Origin of the sequence: Terrabacter sp. NPDC000476 (assembly GCF_040300125.1) — a bacterium.
Classification (GTDB): domain Bacteria; phylum Actinomycetota; class Actinomycetes; order Actinomycetales; family Dermatophilaceae; genus Terrabacter.
In genome coordinates, this window is the sequence record NZ_JBEPDF010000001.1 from 2,571,311 (window position 1) to 2,590,306 (window position 18,996).

The 18,996-nt window shown below is 75.2% G+C and carries 16 protein-coding genes; 6 read left to right on the forward strand and 10 right to left on the reverse strand.

Annotated elements, in window-relative coordinates; all coding sequences use genetic code 11:
* Positions 1-13: 13 nt before the first annotated feature.
* Together ABT295_RS12065 and ABT295_RS12070 are read right to left on the reverse strand one after the other, a co-directional pair.
* Positions 14-1,009, reverse strand: a complete 996-nt coding sequence (locus tag ABT295_RS12065; RefSeq protein WP_352394593.1) for a metallophosphoesterase family protein — start codon at positions 1,007-1,009, stop codon at positions 14-16.
* On the reverse strand, positions 1,006-4,740 hold the full coding sequence (locus ABT295_RS12070) for a hypothetical protein (RefSeq protein ID WP_352394594.1): 3,735 nt from the start codon (positions 4,738-4,740) through the stop codon (positions 1,006-1,008). Before ABT295_RS12070 ends, ABT295_RS12065 begins: the two co-directional genes overlap by 4 nt.
* A 123-nt stretch (positions 4,741-4,863) precedes the next feature.
* Here ABT295_RS12070 and ABT295_RS12075 point away from each other — a divergent pair, with 123 nt between their 5' ends.
* Positions 4,864-6,318, forward strand: coding sequence for a hypothetical protein (locus ABT295_RS12075; RefSeq protein ID WP_352394595.1), 1,455 nt, complete (start codon positions 4,864-4,866; stop codon positions 6,316-6,318).
* Positions 6,315-8,288, forward strand: coding sequence for a hypothetical protein (locus ABT295_RS12080; RefSeq protein ID WP_352394596.1), 1,974 nt, complete (start codon positions 6,315-6,317; stop codon positions 8,286-8,288). The genes ABT295_RS12075 and ABT295_RS12080 overlap by 4 nt, the downstream gene beginning before the upstream one ends.
* On the opposite strand, the gene ABT295_RS12085 is transcribed toward ABT295_RS12080, so the two are convergent.
* From ABT295_RS12085 to ABT295_RS12110, 6 genes are all read right to left on the reverse strand, one after another.
* The gene (locus ABT295_RS12085; protein WP_352394597.1) at positions 8,254-9,444 is read right to left on the reverse strand and encodes a glycosyltransferase; all 1,191 of its coding nucleotides are present in this window, start codon (positions 9,442-9,444) and stop codon (positions 8,254-8,256) included. The two genes, ABT295_RS12080 and ABT295_RS12085, sit on opposite strands and share 35 nt — an antisense overlap.
* Positions 9,441-10,256, reverse strand: coding sequence for a glycosyltransferase family 2 protein (locus ABT295_RS12090; RefSeq protein ID WP_352394598.1), 816 nt, complete (start codon positions 10,254-10,256; stop codon positions 9,441-9,443). The genes ABT295_RS12085 and ABT295_RS12090 overlap by 4 nt, the downstream gene beginning before the upstream one ends.
* Complete coding sequence (locus ABT295_RS12095; protein WP_352394599.1) at positions 10,253-10,603, reverse strand: hypothetical protein; 351 nt, start codon at positions 10,601-10,603, stop codon at positions 10,253-10,255. The genes ABT295_RS12090 and ABT295_RS12095 overlap by 4 nt, the downstream gene beginning before the upstream one ends.
* Positions 10,593-11,750, reverse strand: coding sequence for a glycosyltransferase family 4 protein (locus ABT295_RS12100; protein ID WP_352394600.1), 1,158 nt, complete (start codon positions 11,748-11,750; stop codon positions 10,593-10,595). The genes ABT295_RS12095 and ABT295_RS12100 overlap by 11 nt, the downstream gene beginning before the upstream one ends.
* A 90-nt stretch (positions 11,751-11,840) precedes the next feature.
* The gene (locus tag ABT295_RS12105) at positions 11,841-12,716 is read right to left on the reverse strand and encodes a glycosyltransferase family 2 protein (RefSeq protein WP_352394601.1); all 876 of its coding nucleotides are present in this window, start codon (positions 12,714-12,716) and stop codon (positions 11,841-11,843) included.
* Positions 12,717-12,832: 116 nt separating this feature from the next.
* Positions 12,833-14,137, reverse strand: coding sequence for a lipopolysaccharide biosynthesis protein (locus ABT295_RS12110; protein ID WP_352394602.1), 1,305 nt, complete (start codon positions 14,135-14,137; stop codon positions 12,833-12,835).
* 103 nt (positions 14,138-14,240) lie between these two features.
* Here ABT295_RS12110 and ABT295_RS12115 point away from each other — a divergent pair, with 103 nt between their 5' ends.
* Entirely contained in the window at positions 14,241-14,771 is a 531-nt protein-coding gene (locus ABT295_RS12115; protein ID WP_352394603.1) for a hypothetical protein, read from the forward strand.
* On the opposite strand, the gene ABT295_RS12120 is transcribed toward ABT295_RS12115, so the two are convergent.
* Positions 14,742-15,449: a response regulator gene (locus tag ABT295_RS12120; protein ID WP_352394604.1), complete on the reverse strand. Its 708-nt coding sequence runs from the start codon at positions 15,447-15,449 to the stop codon at positions 14,742-14,744. The genes ABT295_RS12115 and ABT295_RS12120 overlap by 30 nt on opposite strands.
* Before the next feature lie 123 nt (positions 15,450-15,572).
* Here ABT295_RS12120 and ABT295_RS12125 point away from each other — a divergent pair, with 123 nt between their 5' ends.
* Genes ABT295_RS12125 through ABT295_RS12135 form a run of 3 tightly spaced genes read left to right on the forward strand, consistent with a single transcriptional unit; the run spans position 15,573 to position 18,494 of the window.
* A complete protein-coding gene (locus tag ABT295_RS12125; RefSeq protein ID WP_352394605.1) occupies positions 15,573-16,583 on the forward strand; it encodes a patatin-like phospholipase family protein in 1,011 nt (336 codons plus the stop codon).
* A gap of 48 nt (positions 16,584-16,631) precedes the next feature.
* Positions 16,632-17,654 carry a Y-family DNA polymerase gene (locus tag ABT295_RS12130; RefSeq protein ID WP_352394606.1) on the forward strand — a complete coding sequence of 341 codons (1,023 nt, stop codon included), beginning with the start codon at positions 16,632-16,634 and terminating at the stop codon, positions 17,652-17,654.
* A gap of 33 nt (positions 17,655-17,687) precedes the next feature.
* Entirely contained in the window at positions 17,688-18,494 is an 807-nt protein-coding gene (locus ABT295_RS12135; RefSeq protein WP_352394607.1) for an arylamine N-acetyltransferase family protein, read from the forward strand.
* Positions 18,495-18,501: 7 nt separating this feature from the next.
* Here ABT295_RS12135 and ABT295_RS12140 read toward each other — a convergent pair whose 3' ends face one another.
* Positions 18,502-18,963 carry a VOC family protein gene (locus ABT295_RS12140; protein ID WP_352394608.1) on the reverse strand — a complete coding sequence of 154 codons (462 nt, stop codon included), beginning with the start codon at positions 18,961-18,963 and terminating at the stop codon, positions 18,502-18,504.
* Between the last annotated feature and the right edge of the window lie 33 nt (positions 18,964-18,996).

Genomic DNA, 18,996 nt, shown 5'->3' on the forward strand with positions numbered 1-18,996 from the left:
CCGGGGGGGTCGACTAGTGGCAGGCGGCCCGACCGCTGTCCGCCACCGCCGTCGCCGTGCCGGTGCGCCCGGTGAGGGCCCGGTAGCTCCAGTCCCAGCCGTCCGGGCGCAGCGTGAGCGCAAGAACGCCGTGGTGCCGCCCGTCGAAGTAGGCGCCGGCCGGACCGCGTGCGGTGGCCCGCCATGACGCGGCCCCCTGGCCCGGCAGGTAATGCGCCTGCCCGGCGTTGCCCGCGACCATCTGGACGATCCCGGTCGCCGACGGGCGGCCTTGCGCATCCCGGGCGGCGAAGCGCTCATAATCCGCCTCGTGGCCCGAGAGCATGAGGTCGACGCCGTGGCCGACGAGGGTGTCGACGAGGTCGGCGAGGCGGGTGTCCGGCCCGGCGATCCCGTTCGACCAGCGCGGGTGGTGCATGAGGGCGACCGTGCAGCGGGCGTCGCTCGCCGCGAGGTCGGCCTCGAGCCACCGCTGCTGCGGCGACCCCGCCCGGCACCCGCCCTTGACGGTCGTGCAGTTGCTGTTGAGGACGACGACGTGCCACGCACCGACGTCCGTCGACCAGTAGCCGGAGTCGGGGCCGCTGCGCTCGCCGAAGTAGTCGTGGAAGGTGTTGGCGTCGTGGACCTTGTACTCCTGGTTGCCGATCGCCGGAATCGTGACGTCGCGCAGCCGGCCCCAGCCGGGCCCGTAGACGTCGCGGTAGGCCGAAGCAGCCGGCACCTCGTACTGGTAGTCCCCCAGCCCGAGCAGGAGGTCGGGGTGCAGGCCCATGGCGACGTCGGAGACCCGCTGCGCCTGGCACTGGTCGGTCGCTGCCGACCCCGACGCCCGTCCCGACGGGTCGGTGACATCGCAGGCCATGTCGCCCGCCGCGACGACCGTCACCGTCGGCGGCGGCTGGCACGAGCGCAGGAGGGAGAGGAGCACGAGGACGAGGACGGCCCCGACGGCAGCCCAGACGGCGGTCCTTCGCCGGGTGCCTCGCCGGGTGGGCGGCCGCGTCACGACGCCACCCGCCGGGTTCGTGCAGCTCGTCGACGCCGCCACCACACCCCGACCGCCACCCAGACCGCCCCGAGCGCGAGCCCGAACGGCAACGCGTACAGCGCGTACGTCGCGAGGCGGGCGGGGGCGTACGCGAGTGAGCCGTTGCGCACGCCTGCGGGCACCGTCCACGCGTTCATCCACCCCTGCAGGGCGCGGTGGCGCGTGGCCGACAGGCCGGGCGCGGTCCAGCCGGGCGCGTACGTCTCGGCGAGCGCGACGACGGTGCCGCCGCGCGTGTCGACCGAGACCGGGAAGTGCGTGGAGCGCTGCCGCGACCACGACTGCTCGACCGGGGTGGGCGTCGCCGCGGACGACTCGCGCACGAGCACAATAGTGCTCGGGGAGACGACGGGCCGCAGCGCGACGTCGCGGTAGGCCACCTGGGCCTGGTTCTTCTCCGCCAGATCGCGACGCCCGTAGAGGTAGACGCGGCTCTCGATGGCGAGCGGGTTGGGTGACACGGCTGCCGAGTACGCCGTCCACGTGTTCCACCCGACCTGGGTCGGTAGCGACTGGCACTGGTCGGGGCCGCGGTCGTAGACGCAGAACTTCGGGTCGCGCAGCGCCACGCTGCGCGCCTCGAGCGACAGGACGTAGAGCGAGGAGCTGCCCATGTCGGGCACCGTCGAGCCGAGGCACGCCATGTGCGACCGGGCGCCCATGGTGTACGTCGTCGCGACGCCCGTCCCCTCCGTCTGCATCATGAGGCCGGCCTGCGCGGGCGTCAGGTCGTCGGTGCGGAAGCAGTCCTGCAGCGGCTCGAAGCCGGCGAGGACGCTCCCGCCGGGGCCGCCGGTGACGGTGATGCGGTGCGAGCCCGCCGACAGGTGCAGGCGCGGGGCGTCGGGCACCGCGGGCCACACCGTCGTCGACACGGCCGGCTCGAGCAGGTCGACGGTCATGCCGCGGTAGTCGGTCACGGTCGGCTCGACGATGCGCTGGCCGACGTCGGCGTGGAGCACGACCTGCAGCCGCGTCACGCCCGGGGCGACGTGGACGAAGGTCTCGAAGGTCGACCACGAGCGTCCGAGCCGTGACCGGGGCGCGTCGGCGCAGCCGTCGACGCCGACCTGCCACACGCAGACCTGCGGCCGCTTGCCGCTCAGCTGCCGGTAGGAGAGGCGGACGCGCACGACCTGGCCGGCGTGGACGCCGGTGACGTCGAGGCGCGTGCACGCCGCGTGGTCGCGGGCCGTGAGCCGCACGACGCGCGCGGCTCCCGAGCCGAGGAGGTCGCGGCGCATGCCGAGCTCGCTCGTCGGCCTCGGCTCGTAGTTGTTGCAGTCGTAGACGGCCGAGAGCGGGGACACCCGTGCCGCCTGCCGCACCGGGGCGAGCACCGTCACCGCGGTCGCGGCGCCGACGGTGATGCTCGGCGGGACGGCGACCTGCGTCGTGGGCAGGCTGCCGCGCCCCCACCCGTCGAGCGCGACGGTGCGGCCGTTCGCGACGACCGCCACAGGCGCCCGCCCGGCGGGGACGGCGACCGTCGTCGTGGGCCGCCGCGACACGACGGTGCCGTCGACGGCGACCGCGGTCGGGTCGCGCAGCTCGACCCCGGCGGGCGTGACGACGGGTCGCAGGACCGCGGCCGCCCGGGCGCGCTGCGCGAGCGTGAACGTGCCGGCCGTGCGGAGCGTGAAGGTGCTCGTCGCCGAGCCGGTGTCGCTCGCGGGGACCGGCCACTCGACGACGTCGTTCGTCGCCGCGACCGACGTGTCGACGGCGACGCCCGGGGCCGCCTCGGGCAGCGGCGCAGCCGCGAGGGCGGTGCGGGTGTCGACGCCGGCCAGCGCCGCGGCCACCGCGGTCGGGCGGGCGGGCGCGTCGAGTACGCGGTCGAAGGTGCGCACCGTCGGCGACGACCCGTCGCCGACCTGCCAGAGGTCGAGGGTGCCCGACCGCGTGCGGGTCAGGCCCGGCACCCGGAGCATCGCGGCGGTGATGACGCGGTCGTCGGCGAAGTGCCGGCCCGGCAGCCCCCGCACGAGGTCGTGCCGCACGATGACCCGGCTGACGCCGACCGCGTCGAGCAGCCGCGGCACCGGGGCGAGGTCGCCCGTCACGAGGGCCGTCTCGATGGCCTGGACGTCGGCGTTGAGGCCGGGCACGTCGCCGAAGTAGCCGTCGGGCTTGCGCTGGACGACCGGGTGCTCGAAGAGGAGGTTGGCGATGCTGTCGACGCCGAAGAAGCCCCACGTCGTCGGCATCTGGTAGTAGTCGTCGAGCGGCAGGACGAGCACCTTGCCGGGGCGTGGGTCGGCGTCGACGGCCGTGGCCAGCTGCCACCAGTAGTCGGGCACCCGCACGTGCGCCGACGGCTGCGTCGGCCGCTCGTCGGGCACGACCGAGCCCGTCCACAGCGGGAACGGGTAGGCGAGGACGCCGACGACGGCGGCCCCGACGGCGCCGACGAGCCAGCGGTCCGCCGTACGCCAGGACCGCCGTCGCGCGGCGCCCTCGCGCCGCGCCGCGACCTCACGGGCGCCCCGCACGGCCCGGTCGAAGACGCCCTCGACGACGATCGCGAGCTGGAGGGCGAAGAAGAGGACGAGCAGCTGGCCGAGCTTGCTCATCGGCTCGCGGAAGAGCCAGAAGCCCGGGACGTGGAGGTAGAGCCAGAGGTTGACCCCGGAGAAGGGCGGCATGAGCCCCTTGGCGAGGCTGACGAAGACGACGACGAGGCCCATGAGCACGAGCGACAGCCGCCGCCGCACGGGACGCGCGAGCACCGGCGCGAGGAAGACGAGTGCCGGCAGCAGGTAGCGCACCCAGACGAGCCAGGGCTGGTCGAGGTCTGCGGCGAAGGGGAGGTACTGCGGCCGAAACCACGCCCAGTTCGCGACCATGGTCAGGACGTTCTGCGGCACGTTGTTGATCTGCGCCCACGTCCAGTTCGTCGGGTCGGTGAAGTCGGCGTTGGCCTGCGCTCCCCCGCCGCCGGTGTAGCTGCTCGCGAGCGGCACGAGCCACCACACGTTGAGCAGCAGCGCCCACGGCGCGGCCCCGACGAGCCAGCCCACCGCACGGCCGGCGGCCCGCCACCCGAGCACGAGCAGGGTGAGCACGACCGTGCCGCCGAGCGCCCACGCGTAAGCGACGACGAGCATCGGCGGGTTGAAGGCGAGGAAGGACGTCGGCCACAGGGCGACGCCGGCGAGCGGCAGCGGAATGCGCCGCCCCTGCGCGACGCGGAGCACGACTCCGGTGAGGAGCGCGACGCTGCCGACGGAGATGATGTTGAGCGGGTTGGGCAGCCGGGTGAGGAAGAAGCCGTTGAGGACGCCGAAGCTGCCGGCCACGACGACGGCCACCTCGTGGTCGACGACGGCTCGCGCGCAGTAGGCGACGCCGAAGCCGACGAGGCCGTAGATGAACGTGTAGAAGAGCCACTGCCCGGCGTACTCGTCGCCGCCGAGGTGCCGGACGACCCAGAGGACGATGAACTCGGCCCACCGGGCCATGGTGTAGCCGGCGCTACCGGCGCCGGTCGTCTGGTGGTTCCACGCGTCGAGCACCTCGGGCGTCCACCCTCGGCGGATCCAAGCGCCCATGTCGCCGGTGGCCACGAAGGTGCCGGTGCGGAACCAGCGGCTCACGACGAGGGAGCTGACGGTGAGGACGACGACGTAGGGCCGGGCAGCGAGCCACGCCCGCCGCCCCCCGCCGAGGTCGTCCGCTTCGTCCATGTCCGTGAGGTTCGCGCGACCACCTCAAGCGCGGCTCAAGATCCGGGCAGGTTGTCGTCAGGAGCGGGTCCGCGCCCGTCCCGCGCACCTACCGTGGAGGCGATCCCAGTGAAAGGCACCACCATGACCGCCACCACGACGGCGACTCCCGCGAACCTCGCGCCGCCGGCAGCGGCCCCCGGGCTCCCCTCCCGCGCCCTGCTCGTCGCGCGCGTCCGCGCCGTCCTGGACGCGAGCGGGCTCCGCTGGGCGTGGCAGGGCGAGAGCGGGGCCGTCGACGGGTGGGCCGCCGCGACCGACGCCAAGGACCTGGACGTCTGGGTCGAGGACGCGGGCGCGCGCACCCGCGCCGTGCAGGCGGTGCTCGACGTCGAGTTCGGCGCGCGGATCGCCCACGCCGACGACCCCGCACGCCTGCGCCACACCGTGTGGGCCGCCGAGACGACCGACGGCCTCGCCGTCGTCGACCTCACGGTCGGTGACCTGTCGGTCGGCGCGGTCCGCCTCCTCGCGGGCGACGACGTCCTCGTCTCCCCGCGGCCGGGGCCGCACGGGCCCGTCCTCGGTGGTGCGGCTCGCGTCGCCGACCTCGTCGTCCGCCGACTGCTCCGCGGCGGCGCACCCTCCCCAGCGCGTCTCGAGGAGGCGCGGATCGCCCTGCGCGACAGCGACGCCCACGAGACCACACTCGTACGAGCGCTTCTAGAGCGCACCCTCGGACGCACGGCCGGCCCCGTCCTCGCGGCCCTCGCGGGCGCCGACCTGCCGGCCAGCGTCCCGGCCCGCGCGCGGCGACGCCTCCTCTCGGAGACGGTGCGCACCGGCCTGCCCGCGGCGGCCCGCCAGTGGCGGTCGGTCGTCCCCTCCGGGCCCCTCGCCGGGCCGGCCGGCCTGCGCCGCCGCGGCACCGTCGTCGTCCTCGTCGGCACCGACGGCTCGGGCAAGAGCACGATCGCCGCCGAGCTGACCCAGCGCCTCGAGCGTGCCGGGCTGCCCACCGCGTCGGCGTACTTCGGGATGGCACACGGCAACCTGCCCGGCGTGGTGCTGGCGCGGCGGCTCCTCGGCGTGGCCCCTGCCGGAGACCGGGCCGGGACCCCGCAATCGACGAGCCCGTCGACGAAGCCCGGCGGGCTCGACCACGCGACCGTCCGCCGGGCCGCGGCGTGGTTCTACGCGGCCGAGTACGTCTGGCGGTGGAGCACCGCGGTCGCCCCGCACCTGGTCCGGGGCCGGGTGGTCGTCGTCGACCGGTGGGTCTGGGACCTGCGCGAGTCGCCGTGGCCGGGCTCCCGCGCGAGCGCGTGGCTCGAGCGGGCCGTGCCGCGCCCCGACGTCGTCGCGCTCGGCGACGCGCCGGCAGCCCTCATCCACGCCCGCAAGCCAGAGCGCAGCGAGGCCGAGCAGGCCCGCCAGCAGGCGCACTTCCACGGCATCCTCGCCGGGCGACCCGCCCGCTGCGCCGAGGTCGTCGTCGACACGAGCGGGGCGAGCGCCGACGCGTGCGGCCCGCTCGTCGCCGCCGTCGTCGCAGCCGCCCACACGCGCCCACGACAGGACGGCGTGCCGCGAGGGTGACCCAGCGCCCGGCCGTCCGCGAGCTGCGCCGCACCGCCGAGGGCGCCCTCGTCGGCCTCCTCGTCGGCGCGGCCGTCGTGCTGCCCTGGACGCGCCCCGGCTACCTGCTGCTCCTGGACTGGGTGAGCGGCCCGCACGCCACGCTCAACCCGGGGGTCTACGGCCTCTCCGGCTCCTCGCTCGACGCCATGCCCTTCCGGCTCGGCACCCAGGCCCTGCGCCACGTCGTCGGACCCGCCGCAACGGCGTGGCTGCTCGTGCTCGCCTTCTTCCCGCTCATGGCCGGCGGCGTCGCTCACCTCGTGCGTGGGTCGCGGTGGCGCACCTGGCCGGCCGCGCTCGTGTCGGTGCTCAACCCGTTCGTCGTCGAGCGCGTGGGCGCCGGTCACGTCGCCTTCCTCCTCGGCCTCGCCCTCATGCCCTGGCTCGCGGCCTCGGCCGAGGGCGCTCGCAAGGAGGGCAGGTGGTTCAGCGCCCGGACGGCCGGGTGGTACGCCCTCGCCATCGCCGTCTCGCCCCACGCGGCGTGGCTCGGTGCGCTCGTCCTGCTCGCCGGGGCGCTGCTGCCGAGTCCGCGCCGGGTCGACCTCGCCCGCACCGCCTTCGTCGTCCTTGCCGCCGGCGGCGTCTACGCGTACGCGGCCGTCCTGTGGCTCACCGGGACGCGCACCATCGACGTCACGCAGTCCGACCTCGAGGCGTACGCGACCCGCAGCGGCCCCGGCGGGGTCTGGGTCACGGTGCTCTCGCTCCACGGCTACTGGCGCGGCGGCGACGGCGTCCCGCGCGCGACCCTCGGCCGGCTCGGGCCGGTCGTCCTCGTGGCCGTCCTTGTCCTCGTCGTCGCTGGCCTGCGGCGGGCCGTGCGGCTGCGCCCCGGTCTCGGGTGGCCATGGGTCGCGCTCACCGTCGTCGCGCTGCCGCTGGCGGTCGGCGTCGCCGGCCCCCTCGACGGGGCGTACCGCTTCGCCCTCGAGCACGTGCCACTCTTCGCCGCGATGCGCGAGCAGGAGAAGTGGCTCGGGCTCGTGACGATCGGGTATGCCGTCGGGCTGGGCTACGCGGTCGAGGCGCTGCGGGAGCGCGCCCGGGTGACCGAGTCCCGGCCGGGACCAGGTCGCGTCGCCCGAGCCACGCTGGTCGCCCTGGCCGTCGTGGCCGGGCTGCTGCCCCTGGTCAGCGCGCCGACCGCGGTGTGGGGGCTCGGCGGCCGCGTGGCCGTGTCGCACTACCCGGCCTCGTGGTACGCCGCCGACGCGCTCCTCGGCGACGGCGACGACGGCGTCCTCTTCCTCCCGTGGCACGGCTACCAGCCGATGTCCTTCACCGACGGCCGCACCGTGGCCACAGTGGGCGGGGCCTTCTTCCGCCGGCCAGTGCTCGCGAGCGACGCCGTCGAGCTGCCGGGCCTGCGCACCGACTCGACGTCGGCGCGCACGGCCTACGTCGACCGCCTCGTCGCGTCGGCGGGCGGCGGGTCCGACCTGGCGGGCGAGCTCGCGCCGCTCGGGGTCCGGTGGGTCGTTCTCGCCCGCGGCGCCGAGGACGCGCGCTACGCGTGGCTCGACGGAGCCGGCCTGCGGCGGGTCCTCGACGCCCCGGAGATCACCGTGTGGGACGCCGGCCCGGCGCTCTCGCCACGGCTGCACCGGGTGTCGGCGACGCAGTGGGCGGTCACGCCCGGCCCCGCCGGCCGGGTCGTCGTGCCCGAGGAGTTCTCGGACGGCTGGACGCTCGACGGTCGCGCCGGCGAGCGGACGGCGCAGGGCACCATCGGCTTCGAGGTGGACGGCGCCGCCCACCGGGTCGTCTACGAGCCGTGGGCGTCGCTGCGCTGGGGCGTGCTCGTGTCGCTGATCGCCCTGCTCGCGCTCGTCGTCGTCGGGCTCGTCGAGCACCGGCACTCGATGCGCGCCGTGCTCCCCCGGCGTCGGGTCAGCGACCGACGAGGGCGTACGCGTCGTCGGTGACCCGCGTCGCCGTCTCCCAGTCGCACGAGGCGGAGACGTCGAGAGCGGCGCGAGCCTGGTCCTCCCAGAGCGTGCGGTCGGTGAGGAGCCGGACGAGCGCGGCCGCGAGCGCGGCGGGGTCCGACGGCGGCACGACGAGGCCACCGCGCTCGTCGTCGAGCACCGACCGGACGCACGCGACATCGCTGCCGACGACGGGCAGGCCGACCGAGAGCCCCTCGACGAGGGCCATGGCCGGCGGCGACGTCGTGTAGTCGAACTTGAAGGGCCACACGCCGACCCGGGCCGCCGCGAGCTCGGCGCCGAGGTCGGCGATGGGCTCGGTCACGACGTCGACGTGCTCGGCGACGGCCGCGTCGCGGACGCGTCCGAGGAGGGCGGGCAGCTCGGGTCGGGGCAGCAGCAGGAGGCGCAGCCGGGCCTCCGGGACGGCCCGGAGCACCTCGGGGAACGCGTCGAGGAGGGTGTCGAGGCCACGCACCGTCTCGGCGCGGCCGGCGAAGACGATCGTCGGCGCCGAGTCCTGCCACGTGGCCCGACGCGTGTCGCCGGTGGCACCGGTGCGCAGGCGCTGCACCCGGCTGCCCCAGCCGCCCCGGCCGCCCCGGCCGCTGCGACGCGAGGGCCGCAGCCGCCGCTCGGCGCGGGGGTCGGGGGTGAGGACGGCCCGGGTGCCGCTGGCGCGCAGCATGGCTCGGGCCGCGACGGCGGGCAGGACCGATGTCGCGAGCACCCGCGGCTGCAGGACGTTCGAGCGCACCATCTCGCCCCACGACGAGCCGCGGACCTGGCGCCACGGCGGCAGGGTCGGCCACGCATACATCGTCACGGCCTTGGGCCGGTGCCGGAGCGAAGGAAGCGCCGCCCACCACGGCGTGAGCCCGCCGCCGTGCAGGTGCACGACGTCGGGGTCGAGCCGGTCGAGGGCCGCGGCGAGCGCGTCCTGGCGACCGAGCGGGAAGCTGGCGACTGAGCCACCGAGCTCGACGACCTCGGCGAAGAGCGCGTGCACCTGGTGCAGCTGGTGGGCGCGCGTCGTGATGACGACGTGCTCGCCCGGCAGGCGGGACGCCGTCTCGACGATGGTGCGCCCCATGGCCTCGTGCGGGCTGAACTCGGCGATGACGTGGACGACGCGACGCGGGGTGGCGCTCACGAGCCCACCTTCACGGTCTCGCGGCGGGCGTCGAGCATGCCGGCGGCGAGACCGGACGCCTCGACCGACTTGAGCAGGAGCATGCCGCCGGCGTGGACGGGGTCGGCGAGCAGCCGGCCGGGCTGCCGGAAGAGCGAGGTGTGGGCCAGCCGGCGGCCGCCCTCGGCGCGGTGCTCGCCTAGGTAGTGGGCGATCCAGCGACCGTAGTAGCGCTTCTTCGAGAAGGTGCCGCGCAGACGGATGCGGCCCTCGTCGTGCCAGATCCAGGCGTCGACGCGGCCGACGACGACCCCGGCCGCTGCGCACCGGTCGGCGAGGTCCCAGTCCTCGGCGGCGGTGAGGTGCTCGGACCAGCCGCCGACGAGGTCGAGCACCTCACGGCGGAAGGCCCGCGGTGCCTCGACGTCGTCGGCGCCGACGTAGAGGCTCTTCTCGAGGACGCGGCACTCGGTGAAGAAGCCTTCGCCGAAGGACCGCTCGGGGACGACGACGCTGCCGACATCGGGCCGGCGCTCGAGGAGCGCCTCGACCTCGGCCACCACGCCCGGCTCGAGCACCATGTCGGAGTCGACGAACAGCACGACCTCGCCCGTCGACAGGGCCGCACCATGGTTGCGCTGCGCACTGCGCTCCGGGCCGCGGTCGACGGCGGTGTCGGCGAGCTCCCGGGCGATCTCGGCGGTGCCGTCCGTCGAGGCGTTGTCGACGACGACCACCTCGACGTCGGGGTGGGTCTGGTGGCGCAGCGAGGTCAGGCAGGCACGGAGCGTGCGGGCCGAGTTCCTCGTGGGGACGACGACGGAGATCCTCATGACGGGTCCTTGGTGGTGGTGGCGGTGGTGGCGGCGGTGCGGGACGGACGGGTGAGCAGGCGGCGCGTGAGACCGCGCAGGCGGCGTACGCGGTCGGTGGCCCGGCGCGCGACGGTGCGGGCGGCGAGCACGGGGTGCGGGCGCCAGAGCGCGACGACCGCGAGGGCGACCCCGAGCCCGGCCAAGGCCAGTGCGGCGACCGCGGCGAGGGGCGGCACGCCCGAGCGGCCGGCGGCCTGGGCGGCTCCCGCCCCGACCATGAGGGTCGCGGCGAGGACGAAGGGCGCCTTCCACGCGGCGTCGAGCAGGCGGCGCGCCGTGGCGGTGTGGGCGGTGTCAGGACGCACGACGCACCTCACCCGCCGGGGCGTTCGCCGCGGCGACGACCGAGCCGGCGGACAGCCGCCGGGCGGCTCCGGGCGGGACCGTCGCGTGGGCCTCGATCTCGCGGAGCAGCACCTCGGCGACGTGGTCCCACGAGTGCGCCCCGCCGTAGGGCAGCGGGACGAACGGGTGCCGCTGCCACTCGGGCAGCAGCGCGACGAGCCACTCCGCGAGCGCCTGGGGGCTCGGCGGCACGGTGACCCCGTCCGCGGCGGCCGTCGAGTCGCGCAAGCCGGGGGTGTCGTAGGCGATGGTGCGGGTGCCGAGGGCGGCCGCCTCGCTGACGACGAGGCCCCAGCCCTCGCGGATGCTCGTCGCGACGTGGGCATGCGCGCGGGACATGAGGCGCAGCTTGACGTCCTCGTCGACCCGGCCGAAGAAGGTGACGCCGGGAGGCGCCGTGGCCCGCAGGCGCTCGAGGTCCGGGCCACCGCCGATCATCCAGGCCTGCAGTCCCGGAAGCCGGCCCTGGGCCAGGCGGACCGCCTCGACGACGTCCCCGGGGCGCTTGTAGGGCACCATCCGCGCGCAGTAGACGACGGTCGGGCGGTCCTCCTTCTCACGCCCGACCGGGACGACCGACGGTTCGAAGCCCTCGGGCACGATGGTGACGTCGGTGGCCCCGAAGCGCGCGAGGGCGTCCTTCGTCGACTGCGACACCGCGAGGACCGGCCCGCGGCCGAGGCGGCGCAGCCAGTGCGGCTCGAGGAGGTGGCGACCGACGGGGGCGAGCAGCGCGGGCGCGTTGTGGTGCCAGATCTCCTCGCACGTCTGGTGGACGAGGCCGATGGTGCGGGCGCCGTCGTCGACCCACTCCCGCGCGTGGAACGGCACGGTGTTCGTCCCGTCGACGACGACGTCGTAGCGACCCCGCCCGTTCGCCTGCCACCACCACTGCGCCTCGCGGTAGACGGTGAGCCGTCCGCCGACCCGGACGACGCGGTAGCCGTCGACGACCTCGTCGGCGGGCGAGCCGGCGACGCGGGCCGCGAGCAGCGTCACGTCGTGGCCGGCAGCGGCCCAGCGGCGCAGGACCTGCTCGGTGTAGACCTCGGCGCCGCCCGCCTGCGGGTGGGCCAGGTCGCGCCAGTTGAGGACGAGGATGCGCACGGGGTCGGCTCCTTGGGTCGTGTCGTTCGGGTGTGGTCGGGTGGGTCAGGCGGGTCAGGCGGGTCAGGCGGGTCAGGCGGGTCAGGCGGGTCAGGCGGCGTCGGCGGCGCCGACAGCTCCGTGGGGTGCCTCGGTCCGGTGGGGGTGCAGGGACGCGACGCCGGCCGGCGGTGTTCCGGTGCGCGCCGGGGCGTACGCCCGGCCGACGTGGCAGCGGCCGAAGACGCGCAGGGTGTCCTTGAGGGTGCGGACGATGCTGCCCGTGCTGATCGTCGAGCCGGCGAGGCGCTCGTTGATCGCCACCGGCATCCCGAGGGAGCCGGTACGGCCCGCCTGGCCGAGGGCGACGAAGAGCTCGAGGTCGAGCGCGAAGCCCTCCTCCCGCAGGTAGGGGAAGACGGCGGCGAGCGCGTCGCGGTGGAGCACCTTGCAGCCGGTCTGGGTGTCGCGGGCCTCGACGGCGAAGAGCGTCGTCACGACGGTGGAGAAGGTCCACGAGATGACGCGGCGCTTCGTCGTCGACGGGTTGACCGACTCGTGGTGGCGCTTGTCGGCGTACACCACGGGGTGGCCGCCGACCATGGCCGCCTCGAGGTAGGCGGGCACGTGCGAGGGGCAGATGTCTCCGTCGGCGTCGATGAAGGCGACGTAGGAGCCGCGACTCTGGGCGAAGCCCCGCCGGAGCGCGGCACCCTTGCCACGGTTGCGATCGGCGACATCGACCCGGACCCGAGGGTGCAGGCCGACGACCGTGCGCTCGGACCCGTCGGTCGAGCCGTCGGAGACGGCGATGACCTCGTACGTGTGGCCGGTCGCGTCAAGCACCGCGGCCAGCCTCGCCAGCGTCGGGGCCAGCGCATCGCCCGGGTTGTAGAAGGGGACGACGACCGAGAGGGTGACGTCGGGGTCGGCCGGTGCGAGAGCGCGTCCGGCACCGAGGTCCCAGGCCTCGCGCTGCCGAGCCATCGCCGAATCGAGCGAAGTGAAGCGGGAGATGCTCTGCGGCACAATGGTTTCCGCGGCCGCGACGGTGGCAGTAGTGGTCATGGATGAGACAATGACGACGCATCCTCAAGCCCTTCTCAAGCGCGGCGCAGGGTCGGCGCAGGCTTTGGTAGATCGCGGGAACCGTTGCGGCACAACGTCGCTCGCGATTCAACACCGATGGCGAGGACGACCGTGACCAGCGCCGACCATGCCGATCCCCAGGCCACCTGGATCGCGTCGGCGTGTCGCAGAGTGATGACGACGACCTCCACGACGGCGCCGGCGGTCGGCACGGCCACGGCCGCCCAGCTGCCGCGCGCGAGGGCACTGTTGACCCCGACGGTGACGACCGACGAGAGCACGGCCGTCAGGGCGAGGACACGCAGCACGTCGGCCACGCCGTCGTAGGCGTCGTGGAAGAGCAGGTCGAGCAGCAGCCCCGGGGCCACAGCCACGACGGCCGTCCCGGCCGTGGCGAGGCCGACGACGACGACCGCCGCCCGCAGGATGCCGGCCGCGGGTCTCGGGGTCGACCACGACGCCACGAGGCGCGGGAAGAGTACAGCCATGGCCGCTGCCGGGAGCGCGAGCGCGGTCTTGGCCACAGTGGCGGCCGCCACGTAGGAACCGCTCAGCTCGGGCGCGAGGTGGTGCCGGGCAAGGAACATGTCGCCGGAGGTGAAGAGGAAGAGGACGAGCAGGGCCGTGACGCTCCGAGCTACACGGAGCCCCCCGAGGTGCACGGGGTCGCCCGCCGTCGACCGGCGACGCACCGCACGGACGGCGAGCCCGGTCGCGAGCAGCTCGCCGGCGAGGCTCCCGACGAGCGCGGACGCCACCGAGGGGGTCACGACGACGACGGAGAGGAGGCGGACCCCGACCGAGGCGACGTAGCCGACGGCGACGGGACCGGGCGCCCCGGCGCCGAGCAGCATCCCACGGACGCACGAGAGGGTGACGGCGACGACGAGGCTCGGCGCGAGCACGACGGCTCCCGTCGCCGACGGGAGCCGGAACCAGGCTGCGACCGGACCAACCACGGCGACGAGGAGGGCGGCGGGTGCCAGGGCGACGGCCGTCGGCAGGCCAACGAGCCAGCGGAGGCTCCCGGACGTCAGGGCACCGCCGTGCGCGGCCACGGCCGCGCACGCGGCGGTCTGCAGGCCCGACAGCGGGACGGCCAGGAGCACCATGACCGCGAGCACCGAACCGAGCGCCCCGTAGTCGGCGGGGCGCAGCGAACGCCCCGCCACGGCGTGGAAGACGAGGTTGCCGACGCTCTGGACGGCGACGGCGAGGATGACGGCGGACACACCCGGCCGGAGTCGGCGCCACGCCGGCCGGGACGGACCCGACCTGCGGGAGGAGGGCACGGCGGGGCGCTCGGTGCGTGCGGTCATGTCGGTGAGCGTCGTGGACCCGTCTCAAGCCACGCTCAAGATCCGCGCCGGATCGGGTCAACACCCTTGTCCCGCCGTCGGACCGGGGCGCACGCTCGCTGACATGAACCCGACCCGAGAGCGGCGCCCTTCCACCCTGCGACGTGCCGTCGCGGCAGCCGGCCTCGCACTCGTCGCGACCGGCGTGGCCCTGGCGCCGGTCGCGGCGGCCGAAGGTCCCGGCTACGGCGCGACGGCCGACGCCCTCGCCGTGTCGTGGGACGTCTCCCCGGCTCCGCAGGCCGCAGGACCCGCGGAGCTGGCCCCGAGCGGTCCACGCCTGCGGCTGCAGGGCGTCGGCTTCCGCGGCGGGTCGACGACCGAGGTCCGCTTCGGTGACGACGCGACCCGCAGCGTGTCGGCGGACGACACCGGCACCGTCGAGGCGAGCGTCGTGGCGGCGAGCGTCACGAGCGCCCCGGGCACGAGCGTCGTCGCCGTCGGCGTCACCCCGTCGGGGAGCCGCCGGGTGCTCGTCGGCTCGGTGCCTCCCGAGCCGAGCGGGCGGGGTCCGGCCGACCTCGTGCCCGTCGTCGCCGGTGGTGTCGGCCTCGTCCTGACGGCGTCAACCCTGCGCCGTCGCCGCCGCGGGTGAAGGTTCGAAGCGGTAGCCGACCCCGCGCACGGTGCGGATGTGGCGCTGCCGCGACGCGCTCTCGCCGAGCTTGCGGCGCAGGTTGCCGAGGTGGACGTCGATGACGTGGTCGTCGCCGTGCCACTCCCCGCCCCACACCTCGCTCATGAGCTGGGCCCGCTCGAACGTGCGGCGCGGCGACCCGGAGAGCAGGTCGAGCAGGTCGTACTCGATCTTCGTGAGGTCGAGCGGTTCGCCGCCGAGGCTCACCTCGCGCGCCACCGGGTCGACGACCAGCTCGCCGAAGCGGCGCAGCTCCGGGTTCGCCGGGGTGCGCGGACGGCGACGCATCGCCTTGATGCGGGCTGCGAGCTCGCGGCTGGAGTAGGGCTTGGTCACGTAGTCGTCAGCGCCCATGGACAGCCCGAGGACCCGGTCGATCTCCTCGTGCCGAGCCGTCACCATGACGACGTAGCAGTCGGAGAACTCACGGATCCGGCGACACACCTCGATGCCGTCCAGGCCCGGGAGGGTGATGTCGAGGAGCACGAGCTCCGGGGTCTCGCGGCGGGCCAGGTCGACCGCGCGTTCTCCGTCCGGCGTGGTGACCACCCGAAATCCCTCGGTCTCGAGCAGCTTCGTGCTGAGCAGCGCGAACTCGGGGGTGTCCTCGACCACCAGGGCCGTGGGGCGTGCCATGGGTCCTCGCTCTCGACGCCGGATGCGTGCTCCCAGCCTAGGTGGCCTGCCGGCGCATCGCCCGCCATTCCGGACATCCCGGGCTCCGGCCAGCCGCGGTCCCGGAGGCCGTATCGTCGGAGCGTGGCTGAGGGGATGCGTGCAGCGGTCGTGCTGGGCTCGGGCGGCGCTCGGGGCTACGCCCACGTCGGGGCGCTCGAGGTGCTCGCCGAGCGCGGGTTCGAGGTGGTGTCGATCGCCGGCACCTCGATGGGCGCGCTCGTGGGTGGGGTGGCCGCGGCCGGCCGCCTCGAGGAGTACACGGCGTGGGCGCGCAGCCTGACCCAGCGCGAGGTGTGGCGCCTGCTCGACCTCAACATCGCGTCGCCGGGCGGCGCGATCCGGGCCGAGCGGATCATCGCGAAGGTGGGCGAGATCCTCGACGGCGCGACGATCGAGAGCCTGCCGGTCCCGTTCACCGCGGTCGCCACCGACATCAACGCGCGCAGGGAGGTCTGGTTCCAGCGGGGGCCGGTGGAGCACGCGATCCGAGCGTCCATCGCCATCCCGGGCGTCATCACGCCCGCCGTCATCAACGGGCGCGTGCTCGTCGACGGCGGCCTCATCAACCCGATCCCCATCGAGCCGACGGCCGCCGCCTCGGCCGACCTCACCATCGCCGTCTCGCTCTCGGGCATGCGCGCGACCGGCGGCCCGACGACGCCCGTCAAGGAGTCGTCGGAGCAGCGCCCCCGCGAGGAGTGGACGACAAGGCTGCGGCGCAGCGCCACCGAGGTGCTCGACTCCGAGCGGGTGCGGGCGATCACGAGCCGGTTCGGCGCGCACCCGCGCGACGTCGACCCCGAGGCGCCCCTCCCACCCGAGGCGGTCGCCGCGGCCGCCGCGGTGCCGCAGACCCCTACCGAGGCGCTCGTCGTCAGGTCGGCGGACGTCGGGCTCGTCGACCTGCTCAACATGTCGTTCGACACCATGAGCGCCCTCATCTCGCGCTACCGGATGGCGAGCAACCCGCCCGACGTCCTCGTCACCGTGCCCTCGAACGCCGTGCGCACCCTCGACTTCCACCGGGCGGCCGAGATGATCGAGCTCGGCCGGCAGCTGACGACCGAGGCGCTCGACCACGCCGGCTACTGAGCTGCTGTCGGTCGGGCTGCTGTCGGTGGTCCGGCGCAGACTCCTCCCGTGGTGATCCTGCACGCGGACGCCGACGCGTTCTTCGCGTCGGTCGAGCAGCGCGACGACCCCGCGCTGCGTGGGCGCCCCATGGTCGTGGCCCACGAGGTCGTCGCCTGCCCGTCCTACGAGGCCCGCGCGCTCGGCGTCCACGCCGGTATGCCGTTGCGCCAGGTGCAGCGGCGGTGGCCGCAGGTGCTCGTCACCGGCTACCGCGACGAGGCCTACGCCGAGGCGTCGGCCGCGCTCTTCGCGCTCTTCCACCGGTTCACGCCGCTCGTCGAGCCCGGCTCGGTGGAGGAGGCCTTCCTCGACGTGGCCGGTCGCGACGACGGCGACCCGGTCGGGCTCGCGCGCGCCCTGCGTGAGGCGGCCCGCGCCGAGGTCGGCCTGCCCGTGTCGGTCGGTGTCGGGCGCACCAAGCTCATGGCGAAGCTCGCGAGCCGCCGCGCCAAGCCCGACGGCCTCGTCGTCGTCGACGCCGAGCTCGAGGCCCACCTCCGTCCGCGGCTGCGGCTCGACGACCTCTGGGGTGTCGGCCCCACGACGTACGAGAAGCTCCACGCGACAGGGCTGTTCGCCGTGGCGGACCTCGACGGTCTCGACGTCGAGGACCTCGCCCCCGTGGTCGGCACGGCCATGGCCCGTCGTCTCGTCTCCATCGCGCGCGGCACCGACGACGCGACGATCCGCCTGCCTGGCGCGCGACGGTCCGTGAGCGCGAGCCGCTCGTTCCCGGCCACCCGCACCCGCTCGAAGGTCGTCGCCGTCCTCGACGCGTGCGTCGAGCGCGCGGTCGCGCGGGTCCGCGGGCTCGACGACCCGCCCCGTCTCCCCCGGCGCCTCGAGGTGCTCGTCCGCTACGACGACGGCACCACCGCGGTCGAGCGCGCGCCCCTCGACGCGCCGACGCTCGACCCCGCCGCCCTGCGCACCGCGGCCGGGCAGCTGCTCGAGCGGACGGCATACGACCGCGACGGGCGCGGCGTGACGATGGTGGGCGTCACCCTGCCGCTCCCCGCGCCCGCTTGACCTCAGGTGCGCTCGAGGTCGCAGCATGGGCCCGTGACCCTCACCGACACCGCCCTGACCGACACCGAGGCCGCTGCCTACCTCGCCCGCATCGGTGCCGCCGCTCCCGAGGCCCCGACGGCGGAGGCGCTGGCCTCGTTGCACCGAGCCTACCTGCTGGCCGTGCCCTTCGAGAACCTCGACATCTCGCTCGGCCGGCCCATCGGGCTCGACCGGGCCGCCCTGCTCGACAAGGTGGTCGCGCGGCGGCGCGGCGGATACTGCTACGAGCTCAACGGCCTCTTCGCGCTGCTGCTGCGCCACCTCGGGTATGCCGTCGACCTCGTGTCGGCACGCGTCGCCACGGGCGACGACGGGCTCACCCCCGACTTCGACCACCTCGCGCTCGTGGTCTCGGGCGGCGACCTCGACGGGCCGGTGCTCGCGGACGTCGGCTTCGGCGACGCCTTCGTCGAGCCGCTCGCGCTGCGCGACGACGAGGACCGGGCCGAGCCGGGCAAGCACGTCGGCCTCCTCGCCGCCGGCGCCGACTGGCACTACCGCGAGCGCCGGCCCGACGAGCCGTGGCGCACGCAGTACGTCTTCACGACGACGCCGCACGGCCTCTCGGACTTCGAGGCGCGCCACCGCTGGCAGCAGACCTCGCCCGAGAGCCACTTCACGCGGTCACGGGTCGTCTCGCGGCTCACCCCGACCGGCCGAGTCACCCTGAGCGGCGACCGGCTCATCACGACGACCCACGGCCGGCGGCACGAGACCCGGCTCGCGGAGGACGACGTGCGCCGGGCCCTCCTCGAGCACTTCGGGATCGTCCTCGAGGGGTTCGACCCCGTGGGGTGAGCAGGGCTCAGCCCCAGGCGTCCTCCGTCGGGCGGCAGAGGCAGAAGGGGTGGCCGGCAGGGTCGGCGTAGACCCGGAAGCCCCGCTCGGGTGCCGGGTGCGGCGGGTCGACGGGGTCGAGCGCGGCGCCGCCGAGGGCGAGCACGCGGTCGTGGGCCGCGGCGATGTCGACGACGACGAAGTCGAGGTGGGCCTGCTGCTGGCCCCGGGGCCAGTCGGGCGACTCGTGGCCCGGCGCGAGCTGCGTGGCGATGCGCGGGCCCATCCACAGCACGTCGAACCAGTCGCCGTCGGGGTCGGCCTCGACCCGGCCGCCGAGCAGGTCGGCGTAGAACTGCGCGACCCCAGCCGGGTCGGCGCAGTCGAGGGCGATGCAGTCGTAGCCGATCGTGCCTGGGCTGGTCGCCTCGGTGCCGGTCTCGGGGCTGGTCTCGGAGCTGCTGGCGTCGGGCGTCGGGGTGTCGCTCATGGGTCCTCCGGTCGCTTCGCGCCGGCGCGACGG

What these genes read in the sequence shown, in the direction of transcription:
- ABT295_RS12075 (WP_352394595.1), top strand. Translation starts at nt 4,864, where the DNA reads ATGACCGCCACCACGACGGCGACTCCCGCGAACCTCGCGCCGCCGGCA.
- ABT295_RS12070 (WP_352394594.1), bottom strand. Translation starts at nt 4,740, where the DNA reads ATGGACGAAGCGGACGACCTCGGCGGGGGGCGGCGGGCGTGGCTCGCT.
- ABT295_RS12105 (WP_352394601.1), bottom strand. Translation starts at nt 12,716, where the DNA reads ATGGCTCGGCAGCGCGAGGCCTGGGACCTCGGTGCCGGACGCGCTCTC.
- ABT295_RS12120 (WP_352394604.1), bottom strand. Translation starts at nt 15,449, where the DNA reads ATGGCACGCCCCACGGCCCTGGTGGTCGAGGACACCCCCGAGTTCGCG.
- ABT295_RS12140 (WP_352394608.1), bottom strand. Translation starts at nt 18,963, where the DNA reads ATGAGCGACACCCCGACGCCCGACGCCAGCAGCTCCGAGACCAGCCCC.
- ABT295_RS12090 (WP_352394598.1), bottom strand. Translation starts at nt 10,256, where the DNA reads ATGAGGATCTCCGTCGTCGTCCCCACGAGGAACTCGGCCCGCACGCTC.
- ABT295_RS12110 (WP_352394602.1), bottom strand. Translation starts at nt 14,137, where the DNA reads ATGACCGCACGCACCGAGCGCCCCGCCGTGCCCTCCTCCCGCAGGTCG.
- ABT295_RS12115 (WP_352394603.1), top strand. Translation starts at nt 14,241, where the DNA reads ATGAACCCGACCCGAGAGCGGCGCCCTTCCACCCTGCGACGTGCCGTC.